Below are 15,336 nucleotides of genomic sequence, written 5' to 3' on the forward strand. Positions count from 1 at the left end.
CGGAGGGAAATTTATGATATACACATGGAAAAACTGTTCACCCAAAAACAAAAAGCGGAGGAAATCCCTCCGCCTTTTCACACCATTTTGTTGAACTCTTTTCGCAGCCGCTTGATAATCCGCTTTTCCAGTCGAGAAATGTACGATTGGGAGATGCCGAGCATATCGGCCACATCTTTTTGTGTTTTTTCTTCTCCGCCGTTCAACCCAAACCGCAGCTCCATGATCTTCCGCTCCCGATCCGACAGCTTCATCAAGGCGGCATGGAGGATTTTCCGATCCACCTGCTCCTCGATATTGCGGTAAATGGTATCGTTCTCGGTGCCCATCACATCGGATAGCAGCAGTTCGTTTCCGTCCCAATCCATATTCAAGGGTTCGTCAAAAGACACTTCCGAACGGATCTTGTTGTTCCGGCGCAGGAACATCAGAATTTCGTTCTCAATACAGCGGGAGGCATACGTGGCCAATTTGATTTTTTTGGAAGGATCGAAAGTGTTGACCGCTTTAATCAACCCGATTGTCCCGATCGAAACCAAGTCTTCGATATTAATCCCCGTGTTTTCAAATTTGCGGGCAATATACACCACCAATCGGAGATTGCGTTCAATCAGCATGGCCCGAACCGCTGAATCTCCGCTGGGCAAACGGTTTAACAACACTTCTTCTTCATCTCTCGACAATGGCGGGGGCAGTGCCTCACTTCCCCCGATGTAATAAATCTCTTCTCCTTTGAGTCCGATTTGCATAAGGATACGATACCACAGCAGCTGAATCGCCAATTTCCACTTAACCATCACGCTTTATCCCTCCCTTGTGATATCTCTTTATCCTTAAGGCACCATCAGCTCGCTTGCGTCATACAGGACGGATGGAGAATCGCCTGATACGTTCCATCGGATGATAACCTGCCCGCATCCAAGCCGATGAGCACTTTGCCGGATTCACGCCATTCCTGCTCATGAAGCACTTCCACTCTGTCCGGCTTCAGAACCAACATAACCCCACCATCGCTTCCCGCTCCCCGAAAGGGAACAAAACGAATGCGTGTCATCCACTCTGCAGGCAGCTGATTCTCCATCCCTCCCCAATTTTTCTCTTTGACCATGACGGCAAGAGATTCCGGCAAATAAGAAGCTATCTCCTCCAGTTCCACCATCATCACCGGTGTTCGGGTAATGGGATCTCTGAGCTGATTGCCGGTATCGATCAGCCCGGTGCATTCCAACCGCTGATCCCCAAAAGTAATCGCCACTTGAGCCAAATATTGATTCACTATCTGCCTTCGCTGCAGGGATCCGAAGGAAAAACGGGCATACAGCCATACAAGCGGAAAAGCGACCAGCACAAACACCCATGAGACAGGCGAGCCCCATCCGGAGGAAGCAGTAAACAGCACACCGCCTGCTACATGGGCTTCTCCGGACAATATATAATGGAGAGCAAACATTCCGCCGCCCATCACAAAAGAAATCAAATAAAACACGGTAACATTGCGCAGATATTGCAGCGGACTGTGATATCCGAGTGCGATCCATACCATGAAGAGGGACACCAGCAGTTTGATCAACATGGTGTGAGGGACGGCCAAAGGATCCCACAATTGAGCCATAGCATAAACAGCACCGAGGAGCGCCGCCGTAAAGATTCGCCATAGAGACGTTCGCTGCCGTCGGATGGCTGCAGTCAGCATAAGGATGAGAGAATCGATGCACAAATTGAGGAGGAAGACCATATCGGCATAAACCACCATAATTTAGGACATCCCTTCCTCTTCTGAGGTGGTTCCAGTATATATTAATCCTTATTCAATGTCTGTCTAAACTTGCTGGTACCACGGTACTTTTTTTGTCGAAAGAAGAAAAAAAGAGAGGCGGAAGGTGGACATATCTATGAACGTCGGAAAGAGCATAAATGTAGAACTGCCGGAACATCCAGCTACACATAAAAACAGGTTCTCTCCCCTGAGGTTTGGGAGAGAACCTGTACCATCACGTTCCCTATTTTTTCTTCCGTTGATAGCGCAGAAATGTGGGAATATCCAGATCGTCATTGGTACTGATCGGATTGATATCCAGCACATTCCGGTCACGGGACTCGTTTTGTTGCTGTTTGTTCTCATTAACATTAAAGTTGGGCTTTCCTACCCGTTTTTCCTGCTCGCTGTGGTCAAATCCCGTAGCGATCACCGTCACCAGGATTTCATCTTTCAGGTCCTCATTGATCACAGCCCCGAAAATCATGTTCACATCCGGGTCCGAAGCCGAAGCAACGATATCTGCCGCTTCGTTCACTTCATAGAGGCTCAGGTTGGTGCCCCCGGTGATGTTCATCAGAACGCCCCGTGCCCCATCAATCGAGGTTTCCAACAAGGGGCTGCAAATCGCCTTCTTCGCAGCCTCTGTGGCCCGGTTTTCGCCAGTGGCTGTTCCGATGCCCATCAGGGCGGATCCCCGCTCGGTCATGATGGTCTTCACATCGGCAAAGTCCAGGTTGATGAGACCCGGCACGGCGATCAAGTCGGAGATCCCTTGCACCCCTTGGCGGAGCACATTGTCTGCCTCGCGGAAAGCTTCCAACATCGGTGTGTTTTTATCGACGATTTCCAACAACCGGTCATTGGGAATCACAATCAGCGTGTCCACTTTTTCTTTCAACGCCGCAATCCCCTGATCCGCTTGCAAGGAACGCTTCCGTCCCTCAAAAGTGAAAGGACGGGTAACCACACCTACGGTCAGCGCTCCGGCTTCCCGGGCCACTTCTGCAATTTCAGGGGCGGCACCCGTTCCTGTACCTCCGCCCATGCCGGCGGTAACAAATACCATATCCGAGCCTTTCAACACATTTTCAATAATTTCCCGGCTTTCTTCCGCCGCCTTTTTCCCTACGGATGGATTGGCCCCTGCACCCAGACCGCGGGTCAGCTTCTCCCCTATTTGCAGCTTCGTCGGAGCATGGGAGCGGTTCAATGCCTGAGCATCCGTGTTCACGGCGATAAACTCAACTCCCTGTACACCGTTCTCAATCATCCGGTTGACGGCATTGCTGCCACCGCCGCCGACACCAATCACTTTAATCTGAGCAATTTGTTCAATCTCCATGTCAAACTCCAGCATCGATTGTCCCTCCATATCTCTCTCTATTTCTCAGGATCAAATAAACTCGCTGAACCAGCTTTTCATCCGTTCAAAAGTGGACGGACCACCCTTTTTCACCTTGGATTTGGACTGTTGGTTGTTTTCCTTTTCCATCAGACGAATCATACGGCGCTTATAGATATAGTGCACCATACCCACTCCGCTAGTGAAAGAGGGATCCTGCACACCGATATACTCCGGTGTAATAATCCGAACGGCATGTCCCAGATGTTCCTGTGCTGCATCCAAAATATGAGGAATCGACATAACCCCTCCGGTTAATACATAACCGCCTGCGGGCTCTTTGGAAAAGCCCAATTCTTCCACTTCTTTGCGAATCAACTGAAACATCTCAGCCACGCGCGGCTCGATAATATGTGCCAGTTGAAACTGGTTGACCGTGGTTTCCCGGTTGCTGCCGATAGTGGGCACCTGGAATCTCACGTCTTCCGACGACTGATCCACGATCGCCACCCCGTATTTTCGTTTCAGTTTCTCCGCCGTTTCCGTCTGGGTCCTGAGCCCGATAGCGATATCATTGGTGATATATTCACCGCCGATGGGCAATTCGGCCGTCGCCACCATATGTCCTTGCTGAAAAATCGCCAAACTGGTGGTGCCGCCCCCGATATCCGCCAAGACCACACCCAAGTTTTTTTCATCTTCCGACAAGCAAACCTCACTGGTAGCCAGCGGGGATAGGACGATTCCGGCAACGGAAAGAGAGGCTTTCTCCACACACCGGAGAACATTGTGCATAATGGTTTTGGCTCCGGTCACAATGATGGCTTCCACTTCCAATCGGACGCCTATCATCCCATGAGGATCCCGGATCCCCGATAAACCGTCCACGATAAATTGTTTGGGCACCACTTCGATGATAGCCCGCTCCGGGGGCAATGCCACCACCCGGGCAGCCTGCAACACCCGTTCGATATCAGGGGAGCCGATTTCTCTGTTTTCGTTGGAAACCGCCACCACTCCGTGACTGGGTTGCAAGGATACGTGGTTTCCGGAAATCCCTACAAAAACCCGGGATATCTCTATGCCAACCATCCGTTCGGCATGATCTACCGCTTCACGAATGGAGTGCACGGCTTGATCGATGTCGATGATAGCCCCTTGCTTCGTCCCCCTGGCAACCGCCGAGCCGACGCCCACCAATTGCGGGCTTCCTTCCGTCATTTCGGCGACGATCACGCGAACCTTGGAAGTTCCTATATCTAATGTGGCAATGTACTCTCCACTGCTCAAATCCTGGGCACCTCCTTGCCCGAGAATCAAGGTAATGTGGTGGAATCTTTCTCTCTAAATGTGGGGGTGGGGGAGCGAAGGAAAGTTCTCTCTTACCCTCCTTATTCAACACCCGAATAGGTTTCCCCTTTTTCCCACCCAACTTTTTCTTGGTTTTATCGACTCTTTTTCTTGGTGTTCTCCTTAGCCGGAACAAACCAAGTACTTTCCAGAAAATTGACGGTCCCGGGAGGATGCTTACGGAACGCGGGATACAGCTTCATTTTTTCGGACAGCTCACCTGCCCTAAGACGTACCAAATGGTTATGACGCGTGTACACTTTGACCAAATCTCGGTATGTACGATCATAGCCCGGGCGGATTTCCGAGATGTCCGCCATCACTTCCGACGGTAATTTTGCCAACTCTTGCGCCAGTGTGCGGTCCATATGCCCGCTGTTCCAGCCGCTCATCACGGGCCTGTCTACCAAACCGTTCCATGGCCGGTTTCTCATCACTGTCCCGTCCCCCAGAACGGGATATAAACGTCCCTGTTGATCCCAAAGGGCCACGCGCATCTCTTCCTGTATATGAAAACGAACCGTTCCGGGAAAAACTTTGTCCACAGTCACTTTGGAAATTTCGGGTTTTGATTGGAGCCACTCAGCCGCCTGATTTCCGTTCCATTGGAAGAAAGACGTTCCCTGGCTCAAGCGGGCGGTTTTCAGTACCTCTTTATCCGGCACCATCCGATTCCCCGTGACCTCAATCCGGTGAATCTTTCCGAGAGGGGATTGGAGAAACAACAGTACGCACACACCGGAAAAGAAGAGAAGAATCAGTACTGCTGCCAACGGAGACGGGGATTTCCTCCGATGTACAGACGGTCGAAAAGGAGGCACCCGCTGTTCCATAAGCACATCTCCTTCCGGGAATGGTTGGAAATTTAGAGTAATTGCAACCAATCTCTATGTTACCATAAATCTAGTACAAAAGGATGACAGAGTATCAACATCCAATATTCCCCCATAAGAAAAAACAGCGGCACATAGATGTGCTGCTGTCATAACGACGCGATTTTTCCATGGTATCGCTGAATCTGTCCGCCCAGCTTCAACAAGGTCCGGTCCAGCCGCTCATAGCCGCGGTCAATATGAGAAAGGCCTTGCACATGTGTAGTTCCACTGGCGGTCAAACCAGCGATGACCAGAGCTGCACCCGCCCGGAGATCGGTCGCTTTCACCACAGCTCCGCGCAAGCGGGGCACTCCCCGAATTTCAACCGCTTCATTCTGTACAGTCAAATCAGCGCCCATTTGCACCAATTCATTGACATGTTTGAAACGGCCGTCAAAGATTTTTTCTTCGATGGAACTGATCCCTTCACTGATCGACAGAAGTGTCATCAATTGAGGTTGCATATCCGTGGGAAAGCCGGGATAAGGGGCCGTCTTCACCTTTCCAACGCATTTCAAAACAGGAGCACTGCGGATCCAAAGCACATCGCCTTCCTGCTTGATGCGCGCACCGGTCTGACGGAGAATTGTCAGGGTGGATTCCAAATGGTCGGGGACCACATGCGTCAACAGAATCTCCCCGCCTGTAGCGATTGCCGCTGTAGCCAAGGTTCCGGCTACAATACGGTCAGGAATCACTTCATGCGTCGCCGGTATCAAGCGTTGGACACCGCGAATGGTGATGGTGGAAGTACCTGCACCGCTCACATCCGCACCCATCCGGTTCAAGAATCGCTGCAAATCGACGATCTCGGGCTCCCGGGCGGCATTTTGAATCACCGTCACGCCTTCGGCTCGAACAGCAGCCATCATGATATTTTCCGTCGCGCCGACACTGGGCAAGTCCAGGGGGATGACCGTACCTGTAAGCTTGCGGGCACGGCAGTATATCGTCCCCTCTTTTTCTTCAATCTCGGCCCCCAACATGCGAAGTCCTTTTAAATGCAGATCGATCGGACGGGCGCCGATGGTACACCCTCCCGGACGTGTCACACTCACTTCGTTTAAGCGGGAAAGAAGCGGGCCCATCAAAAAGATGGAGGATCGCATCAGTCGCATTAGAGACTCCGGTATTTGGGCAGTCCGGATACCGGAAGTTTCCAATTTCATATGATTCCCATCCCATTTCACCTTGACACCGAGCACCCGCAGGATTCTTTCCATGACCTTAATATCGGATAAACGGGGTATATCCCGAATTTCATGGATCCCCTCGGTCAACAATGTGGCGGCCAAGATGGGAAGAGCCGCGTTTTTGGCCCCTTGAACCCGAACGGTTCCGTACAGAGGTTTTCCGCCTTTGATGACAAACTGCTCCAATGTTCCACCTCCGTTTACCCCTCGCCCACCACCTGTACTTCCGGCTCCAACGAGACGCCGAATCTGTCTTCCACCGTCCGGATAATGTGATGAATCAGGGTGAGAACATCTTCCGCCGTTGCTTGCCCTCTGTTGATAATAAAGTTGGCATGTTGCGTCGAAACCTCAGCATCGCCAACACGATATCCCTTCAGACCGGCCGCTTCGATCAGCCGTCCCGAATGATCGCCGGGGGGATTCCGGAAGACGCTTCCGGCACAGGGATATTGCAGGGGCTGTGTCTGCCTGCGGCGATCTTTAAACTGGGCCAGAGAAGAGGCGATCGTTCTGCGATCCCCCTCTTCCAAACGGAAAGTCGCTTCCGTCACGATGCCGCGCAATTTGGATTGCAGAATCGAAGTACGATAGCTGAATTCCAGTTCATCATTGCTCAGCACAATCCATTCACCGGTTTCCAGCAATACTTCTGCTGATTCCAACACCCGTGACACTTCCGAGCCGTGTGCTCCGGCATTCATAAAAACGGCACCGCCGACGGTTCCCGGAATGCCGCCGCCGAATTCCAGTCCGGTCAGAGCGTATTTCGCCACCATGGAAGCCAGCCGGATCATGGAGTAACCTCCGCCGGCAATGACACGGGTTCCTTCCACCCGAAAATCATCGATACCCTTGCCGGTCTTAATCACAGCACCTCGGATGCCGCCGTCCCGGACCAGGAGGTTGGACCCTCTGCCGATTACCCGCCAGGGAATACCGCTTTGATAGATGACAGCCATTGCTCGTTGCAGCTCTTCTTTGCTGCGGGGATAAACCAGCAGGTCTGCCGGCCCTCCCACTTTCCATGTTGTATGCCGGGATAAAGGTTCATTGATGCGTACATCTTCCACTTGTACCTCTTTCAGCTGGCGAGCAATTGCTTCCATTGGCGCTTCCCCCCTTTTACCGAACCTTTACGGACTGGAAGTTCCAGGTATGGTATACGATAGTCTATGCCCTGCGCATATTTTGGTGACGGTTGCCCAAAGGGCTCGCGTCTATTTTTCCCTTCGGATATGAGACAACTTTGTAAGTTCATCCACTAGCACCTCCGCAGCATCCGGGCGACCCAAGCGGCGGGCGGCGTTGCTCATGGCCCGGTGCCGCTCATCATTGTTCACAATACCATCTATAACGTCCCACAATCGCTCTCCGTTCAGATCCTTCTCCAAAACCATCCGGCCGGCTCCGTTTTCTTCCACCCAACGGGCGTTCGCCTCTTGATGATTGTTGGTCACATAAGGAGAAGGCACCAGGATGGATGGTACGCCCAGAGCAGTGATCTCCGCCAGTGTGGATGCCCCGGCACGGCCAACCACCAACGCCGTGGCAGCCAATACATCCGGCATGTTATAGATGAAAGGTTTAATCGTTAGGTTAGTATACCGATTGACATCCACATTGGCAACTACCGAGTCATAATGAACTTCCCCGGTGACATATACAAAATGGATATGATCATTTTCCGCAATCCGAGGAAGGAGCTGGGCCACCGCTTCATTTAACGGGCGGGCACCGCGGCTCCCCCCGACAAACAGAACGATGGGCTTGTCCGTTTCAGCCAGCCCCAAAGATTTCCGACCCGCCCGGGCATCTGCTTCCACCACTTCTGTTCCGCGGGGGTTGCCTGTATGAAGGATCCGTTTGGCACTGGTCAAGTGTTTTTCCGACCCGCTGAGACTGATGGCCACCACATCCACATAGCGGGAAAGAAACCGTGTGGTCAGCCCGGGCAGCACATCCGGCTCCAGGATCAATGTGGGCACTCCGGCTTTGGCCGCGGCATACACAGAGGGGCCGCTTACATAGCCGCCGGTTCCCACCACCACATCGGGCTGAAACTCCCGGATGTAGGATTTGCAATCCCTTACCGCCCGGATAAATTTGGCCACCGTCTGAAAGTTATCCAAGGACAGCTTTCGCCGGAATCCCTGAATATCCACATCAAAGAACCGAATATCGCCTTCTTTGGGAACAATCTTGGCTTCCAACCCTTTTTGGGTACCGATGTATGCCACTTCGACGTCGGGATACCGTTTCCGAACAGCTTTGACAATGGAGAGGGCAGGATAAATATGTCCGCCGGTCCCTCCACCGGACAACAAGATTTTTTTCATTTTTCAACCACCCGTTCTGTATTGCTGGTGTCACGACTTGGAGTAACGGGACAGATTGAGCAGCAAACCGACAGCCATCAGTGTCAGCGTGAGGGAGGAGCCGCCGTAACTCAGAAAGGGCAGCGTAATTCCGGTAACGGGAAAAGCTCCGGTCACCACGCCGATATTGATTCCCGCCTGGATAACGATCATTCCGGTCACACCCGCCGCCACCAGGCTGGAAAACATATCGGGAGCGGTGATCGCCACTCGCAATCCCCGCCACACCAGCACCGTAAAGAGCACGATCACGGTGCCTGCGCCGAGAAACCCCAACTCTTCCCCTAATATCGAAAAAATAAAGTCCGTATGGGGTTCCGGGAGATAAAGGTGTTTCTGGCGGCTCATCCCGATCCCCAGCCCCATCAATCCTCCGGGACCGATGGCATAGAGCGACTGGATCAACTGATATCCCGCTCCCAGCGGATCCTGCCAGGGATTGAGAAAAGCGGTAATCCGGGCAATGCGGTAGGGTGCCGCCAGCACCAATCCCGTAAATCCGATCACGCCGACCATCCCCAGGCCCAGCAAATGTTTCATCCGGGCCCCCGCGGCGAATATCATCACCATCGCCGTCCCCATCAACACTGTACCCGTCCCCAAATCGGGTTGTAACATGATGAGAGCAAACGCCCCTCCGGCAATGCCCAGCGGGGGCAAAAGCCCTCTTATAAAGGACTGAATCTGATGCGCGTTCAAGGTCAAAAAACGAGACAAATACAAAATGATGGCCAACTTCATAAACTCCGACGGTTGGATGCTGAAAGCACCGATGCCGAGCCAACTGCGGGCACCGCCGCGCAGCAAGCCAACACCGGGGATCAGCACAACAACCAACAAGCCGAAACAAATCAACAATAGCGGTTTGGACCACTGATAAAACAACTTCGGTTCCAGCCGGGATACGACCATCATCATGAAAACGCCCAAGGCGGCGAAAAACATCTGCCGCTTGGCATAAAAGAAGCTGTCACCGTATTTGTGCAAGGAAAAAGCCGCACTCGCGCTGTATACCATGATGACGCCGATGGTTAACAGCAGAAAAATAGCAGCAATAATCAACAGATCCGGTGAGCTCTTCGGTTTGGACATGGGCGTTTTCACCTCTCGAAAAGATTGGGACAAAAAGGTCAAGCCTCATTAAAGACTATGCACGGCTTGTTTAAAAATGCGTCCCCTCTCTTCAAAAGAGGTGTACATATCCCAGCTGGCACAAGCGGGAGATAGCAACACCACATCCCCGGCTTCCGCCAGCCGGGCCGCTTTTTGGGCAGCTTCCGCCACATCCTCTGCGGACTCCCTGAGCGGCACTTCCGCCTCCTCAGCCCGTTCCATCAGCACGGAGCCCGCCTGTCCATAGGTAACGATCCCCTTTACCCGACTTCGGAGCAAGGGTAGTAGTTCCCGAAAGTCGACACCCCTGTCCAGCCCGCCGGCGACCAATACAATCGGGGAATCAAAGGCCTGCAATGCTCCCATCGTCGCCTCGGCATTCGTCGCTTTGGAGTTGTTGTAAAAACGGATACCGTCTACTTCCCGAACGAATTCCATCCGGTGTTCGACTCCGGTAAAGGAAGACAGCGTCTCGCGTATCGCTTTCGCAGGACAGCCGCAGCCCCAGGCAACAGCCGCGGCCGCCAAGGCATTATCCAGATTGAATGCTCCCGGCAGAGCGACTTCATCGGCCGGCATCAACCGCTGATTTTCGGCCCCGGGAAGACGCAGGGTAATCCATCCTTCTTCCACATCAACACCCCGGTTCACCCGTTCCCGGCGGCTAAACCACCAGATTTCCCCTGGAACGGTTTCCGCCACTTGACGGCAGGTATCCGAATCCCTGTTCAAAACGGCGATATCCTGTGCCGTCTGATTTTGAAACAGCTTGCTCTTGGATCGTACATAATCCGACATTTCCTTGTGATAATCCAGGTGGGCGGAAACCACGTTAAGCAGCGCGCCGACTCGGGGCCGAAAGCGCTCCGTCCCCTTGAGCTGGAAGCTGGACAATTCCGCCACCAGCCATTCGTCGTCCGCCAGCTCCTCCACCACTTCGGTCAAGGCTTTGCCGATATTGCCAGCTATCCGGGCTTTTACCCCGCCAGCCTGCAGCATTTCCCCCACAAGGGTCGTCGTGGTGGTTTTTCCGTTGGAACCGGTAATGGCAGCGATCGGGCTGTTCGTGATCCGCCAGGCGATCTCCACTTCCGTCACTACCGGGATGTTACGGGACAGCGCTTGTTGCACCGGAGGCACGTGATAGGGTATACCCGGATTTTTCACCAATAAATCGATATGGTCACCGATTAAGTCCTTAGGATGTCCGCCGCAGATCACCGGGATACCCATCTGTTCCAACTCTGCGGCTTCCGGGCACTCCGAGCGGGGCTTTCGGTCATTCACTGTCACCCGGGCCCCCAGGCGGGAGAGCAGCTTGGCCACTGCCACACCGCTTCGGGCCAACCCCAGAACGATGATATTTTGACCTGTCCACTCTCCCACAGACGAGCTCACCCTAAGAACACCTCCAGATAGATACCCAATGCCGCACACAGGAATCCAGCAAACCAGAAGGTCGTCACTACCCGCCATTCGGACCAGCCGACCAGCTCAAAGTGGTGGTGGATCGGACTCATCCGGAATACCCGCTTCCCGCGCAGCTTAAAAGAACCGACTTGAATCATTACCGAGAGAGTTTCCACAACGAATACACCGCCGATAATCAAGAGCAGCAACTCGGTTTTGGTGATCACCGCCAGAGCTGCCAAACCGCCGCCCAACGCCAATGAACCGGTATCTCCCATAAACACTTTGGCCGGGTGGGCATTAAAGACAAGGAAGGCCAAGAGCGCGCCAACCACAGAAGCGGAAAAAATGGTAACCATATAATTGCTTTGCGCCATTCCAATAATGGCATAGGCCCCGTAGGCAATCGAAGCGGTTCCCGCTACCAAGCCGTCCAGACCGTCGGTCAGGTTCACGGCATTGGAGGTGGCGATCATCATGAGCACCAAGAGCGGGAGGTATATCCAGTTAAGTTGCCAATGAATGTCTGTTCCCGGAATGGTAATGGTGGAGATGGCCGGGTTTTCCCCCCGGTACACCCGTACCTCCAACAACACCCAGAACAGGACGCAGCCGATGAATAGCTGCCCCAGGAGCTTCTGTCTGGCCGTCAGCCCCAGATTTCGCTTCATCACTACCTTGATGTAATCATCGAGGAATCCCAAAATCCCATAACCCAGCGTGGCAAAAAGTAAAAAGAATAAATCCGACAAACGATCCGAAAAGAACAGATTGCTCAGCGGGATAGCAGTCAGCACCAGCGCAAACAGGAAAATGGTGCCGCCCATCGTCGGCGTTCCCGCTTTCTTTTGGTGTGCCTTCGGTCCTTCTTCTCGAATGGCCTGCCCAAACTTCAGCCGCCGCAGAACCGGAATCACCAACGGCCCCAACAGCACCCCGATGCCGAAAGCCACGGCAAGGGGGACAAGAATAATTCGCATATCCATTTAGCTTTCCTTCTCTCCTTTGATCAATTCTTCTACTATACCTTCCAGACGGGCCCCACGGGATGCTTTGACCAGTAGCACCGTATCCGGGTTCCCTTCCGTTTGCAATATGTCGATCGCTTCCTCTGCCGATTGGAAATGACGGACCTGTATATGGGTGTCACCTGCGGCTTTCTTCGCGCCTTCAGCAATCCAGCGTCCTTTCTCCCCAATGGTGTACACCCGGTCCACCCCTTTTTCCACCGTATACCGTCCCACTTCACGATGGTATCGAGCTTCCGCCGGACCCAGCTCCAAAATATCTCCCAGCAGGGCCCATTTTTCCTTTCCAGCAGGCAAAGTTACCAATAAGTCGATCACCGCCCGCATGGAAGTGGGGCTGGCATTGTAAGCATCATTGATGATACGCATGCCATTTTGGGCCGTCGCCTGTTCCAAGCGCATGCCAGAGATTTTCACCTGAGAAAATCCTTCCTGGATTTCCTCTTCCGTCATGCCGAAATGACGGGCCAAGACAAGAGCGAACAAAGCATTCACGGCATTGTGACGCCCCGGAAGCGGCAACCGGAAACGAGTGCCGACGGCACGGGACGTAAAGGAGGTGTCCGTCGTCCCTTCCATCCGAATGTCGATGGCCTGTTCATCATTTTCATCACGCAAACCGACAGCAACCGTTCGCCGGGTTTCCGCCGCCAGACGTTCCCTCAAGAGCGGCTCATCCCCGTGATAGATCAGCACCCCGTCACTGGATAAGCCTTCCCGAATTTCCAATTTGGCATCGGCAATCGCTTCCCGGCTGCCCAAATACTCGATATGCGCCTCTCCCACATTCGTGATGACGGCCGCATCCGGGGCCGCCAACCGGGAAAGGAGAGCGATCTCACCGGCGTGATTCATGCCCATTTCCACCACGGCAATTTCCGTATCTCGAGGCATAGACAGCAAGGTCAAGGGCAGACCGATATGGTTGTTCAGGTTGCCCTCTGTCCGATGCACCCGATAACGGACAGACAAAACGGAGCTGATGAGATCCTTGGTGGTGGTTTTTCCGTTGCTGCCAGTAACGGCGACAACAGGGACACCCAGCTCCCGGCGATAGGCAGCAGCCAGCGCCTGCAACGCCTGCAGAGTATCGTTTACCACTACCAGCGGAAGCGGGAGCGGATCGGGCAACGGGCGGTCCTCCTGCCACAAGGCCGCTGCCGCCCCCTTTTTTGCCGCATCTTCCACAAAACGATGGCCGTCAAACCGCTCTCCCACCAATGGAATATACAACTGGTTGGGCTGAATCTCGCGGGTATCGGTGGATACGCCGCTGACCAGCAATTGACGGTCTGACACCCCGCCTCGCAATCGACCATTTAATATTTGTGCAATGGAACTTAGTGTGGTTTGCATCGTTCATCCCTTATCCTTTTCGCTGTTGAATGGCTTCACGCGCCACTTGGCGATCGTCAAAGTCATGCCGGACGCCGTTTACTTCCTGATAGGTCTCATGACCTTTTCCGGCGATTAACACCACATCACCGGGTTTGGCCGACTTTACCGCATGGTGAATCGCTTCGGCGCGGTTGAGGATCACCGTGTATTTCTCAGCAGGGACCCCGCAAAGGCCTTCCAGCATATCATCGACAATCTGTTGCGGTTCTTCCGTTCGGGGGTTATCCGAGGTGATTACTGTCACATCACTGTATTGAGCAGCGATCTTTGCCATGATCGGCCGCTTGGTCCGGTCCCGGTCACCGCCGCAGCCCACTACGCAAAAGATCCGGCCCTCGGCAAATTCGGTGATGGTAGACAATACATTTTCCAACCCATCCGGCGTATGAGCGTAATCGACCAGGACCGTAAAGGGCTGTCCTTCATCGACCCGTTCCAGGCGTCCGGCCACCCCCTGCATGTTTGCCAGGGCCCGGGCGATATCTTCGAGGGAAATCCCTTCGCCCAAGGCGACGGCTGTCGCCGCCAACGCATTATACACACTGAATTTCCCCATCATCTTAAGGGACATCTCCACACTTCCCTTAAACGTGTGCAGCGTAAAATGGGTTCCGTTCGAAGTGTAGCGAATATTTTCCGCCCGCACGTCAGCCGGACGGTCGATCCCATAAGTGATCACTTGGGCGGACGTGATGCGGGCAAAATGCCCGGATGCCTCTTCATCTGCGTTCAGGACGGCCAGGGGTTGTTCCGTCGGTTCATCTCCATACCGGTTGCCCAATTGGGTAAACAACAACCCTTTGGCGTCCCGATACTTTTCCATTGTTTGATGATAATCCAGGTGGTCCTGGCTCAAGTTTGTAAACACACCGGTTCGGAACTCACACCCTCGGGTTCTCCCCAAATCCAATGCATGAGAAGATACCTCAATCAATGCGTAATGGCAACCGGCATCTGCCATCATGCGGAAGCTTTTTTGCAGTTCATCCACATCGGGTGTCGTATTGCGTACCGGATAGGTTTTCTCCCCGATGCGCATGTTGATCGTCCCGATGATGCCGGTTTTCTTCCCTTGTTCTTGCAGGATGTGCTGAATCAAGTGAACCGTAGTCGTTTTTCCATTGGTCCCGGTCACTCCGATCAGCTTGAGCTCCCTGGTGGGATGACGGTAGAAAGCGGCGGCAACGACCGCCATCGCCCGCCGGGTATCCGGAACGAGAACCCGCGTTACGGATGTTTCAACAGGTTCTTGAACCAGTACGGCTGCTGCTCCCTGATTGACAGCCTGTTCCACGTAACGGTGTCCGTCCACCGTAAAGCCCTTTAAAGCAATAAATAAGTCCCCGGGCTGCACGTGACGGGAGTCCGTTTGAATCCCCCGGATGTCCACGTTTCTATCACCGGCAACCTCCGCCAGAAACAGCGGGCGGATCAAGTCTGATAGACGCATATTGTCCCTCCTTCGATCCGGCTGTTGCGTCTGTTACAAA

General features: G+C 53.4%; 13 protein-coding genes. All 13 read right to left on the bottom strand.

Annotated features, from left to right (window positions below):
* Window positions 1–77: 77 nt before the first annotated feature.
* Window positions 78–800, bottom strand: a complete 723-nt coding sequence (sigE, locus tag IEW70_RS12650) for an RNA polymerase sporulation sigma factor SigE (protein WP_188648289.1) — start codon at window positions 798–800, stop codon at window positions 78–80.
* Between the two features lie 44 nt (window positions 801–844).
* The gene (spoIIGA, locus tag IEW70_RS12655; protein WP_188648290.1) at window positions 845–1,753 is read right to left on the bottom strand and encodes a sigma-E processing peptidase SpoIIGA; all 909 of its coding nucleotides are present in this window, start codon (window positions 1,751–1,753) and stop codon (window positions 845–847) included.
* A 247-nt stretch (window positions 1,754–2,000) separates the two neighbouring features.
* Window positions 2,001–3,116: a cell division protein FtsZ gene (ftsZ, locus tag IEW70_RS12660; protein WP_188648291.1), complete on the bottom strand. Its 1,116-nt coding sequence runs from the start codon at window positions 3,114–3,116 to the stop codon at window positions 2,001–2,003.
* Between the two features lie 36 nt (window positions 3,117–3,152).
* Window positions 3,153–4,391 carry a cell division protein FtsA gene (gene ftsA / locus IEW70_RS12665; RefSeq protein ID WP_188648292.1) on the bottom strand — a complete coding sequence of 413 codons (1,239 nt, stop codon included), beginning with the start codon at window positions 4,389–4,391 and terminating at the stop codon, window positions 3,153–3,155.
* A 155-nt stretch (window positions 4,392–4,546) separates the two neighbouring features.
* On the bottom strand, window positions 4,547–5,284 hold the full coding sequence (locus tag IEW70_RS12670; RefSeq protein WP_188648293.1) for a cell division protein FtsQ/DivIB: 738 nt from the start codon (window positions 5,282–5,284) through the stop codon (window positions 4,547–4,549).
* 149 nt (window positions 5,285–5,433) lie between these two features.
* Window positions 5,434–6,705: a UDP-N-acetylglucosamine 1-carboxyvinyltransferase gene (gene murA, locus IEW70_RS12675; protein ID WP_188648294.1), complete on the bottom strand. Its 1,272-nt coding sequence runs from the start codon at window positions 6,703–6,705 to the stop codon at window positions 5,434–5,436.
* A 14-nt stretch (window positions 6,706–6,719) separates the two neighbouring features.
* Window positions 6,720–7,628 (bottom strand): UDP-N-acetylmuramate dehydrogenase, encoded by a 909-nt coding sequence (murB, locus tag IEW70_RS12680; protein WP_188648295.1) that lies wholly within the window; start codon window positions 7,626–7,628, stop codon window positions 6,720–6,722.
* Window positions 7,629–7,739: 111 nt separating this feature from the next.
* Entirely contained in the window at window positions 7,740–8,858 is a 1,119-nt protein-coding gene (murG, locus tag IEW70_RS12685) for an undecaprenyldiphospho-muramoylpentapeptide beta-N-acetylglucosaminyltransferase (protein WP_188648296.1), read from the bottom strand.
* A 30-nt stretch (window positions 8,859–8,888) separates the two neighbouring features.
* Window positions 8,889–9,989 (bottom strand): stage V sporulation protein E, encoded by a 1,101-nt coding sequence (gene spoVE / locus IEW70_RS12690; protein ID WP_188648297.1) that lies wholly within the window; start codon window positions 9,987–9,989, stop codon window positions 8,889–8,891.
* 48 nt (window positions 9,990–10,037) lie between these two features.
* Window positions 10,038–11,408, bottom strand: a complete 1,371-nt coding sequence (gene murD, locus IEW70_RS12695; RefSeq protein ID WP_229751972.1) for a UDP-N-acetylmuramoyl-L-alanine--D-glutamate ligase — start codon at window positions 11,406–11,408, stop codon at window positions 10,038–10,040.
* Entirely contained in the window at window positions 11,405–12,406 is a 1,002-nt protein-coding gene (gene mraY, locus IEW70_RS12700) for a phospho-N-acetylmuramoyl-pentapeptide-transferase (RefSeq protein ID WP_188648299.1), read from the bottom strand. The genes murD and mraY overlap by 4 nt, the downstream gene beginning before the upstream one ends.
* Entirely contained in the window at window positions 12,407–13,804 is a 1,398-nt protein-coding gene (locus IEW70_RS12705; RefSeq protein WP_188648300.1) for a UDP-N-acetylmuramoyl-tripeptide--D-alanyl-D-alanine ligase, read from the bottom strand.
* Between the two features lie 10 nt (window positions 13,805–13,814).
* Window positions 13,815–15,296 (bottom strand): UDP-N-acetylmuramoyl-L-alanyl-D-glutamate--2,6-diaminopimelate ligase, encoded by a 1,482-nt coding sequence (locus IEW70_RS12710; protein WP_188648301.1) that lies wholly within the window; start codon window positions 15,294–15,296, stop codon window positions 13,815–13,817.
* Window positions 15,297–15,336 lie beyond the last annotated feature (40 nt).

Origin of the sequence: Marinithermofilum abyssi, from assembly GCF_014641195.1 — a bacterium.
In the GTDB taxonomy this organism is placed as follows: Bacteria; Bacillota; Bacilli; order Thermoactinomycetales; family DSM-45169; genus Marinithermofilum; species Marinithermofilum abyssi.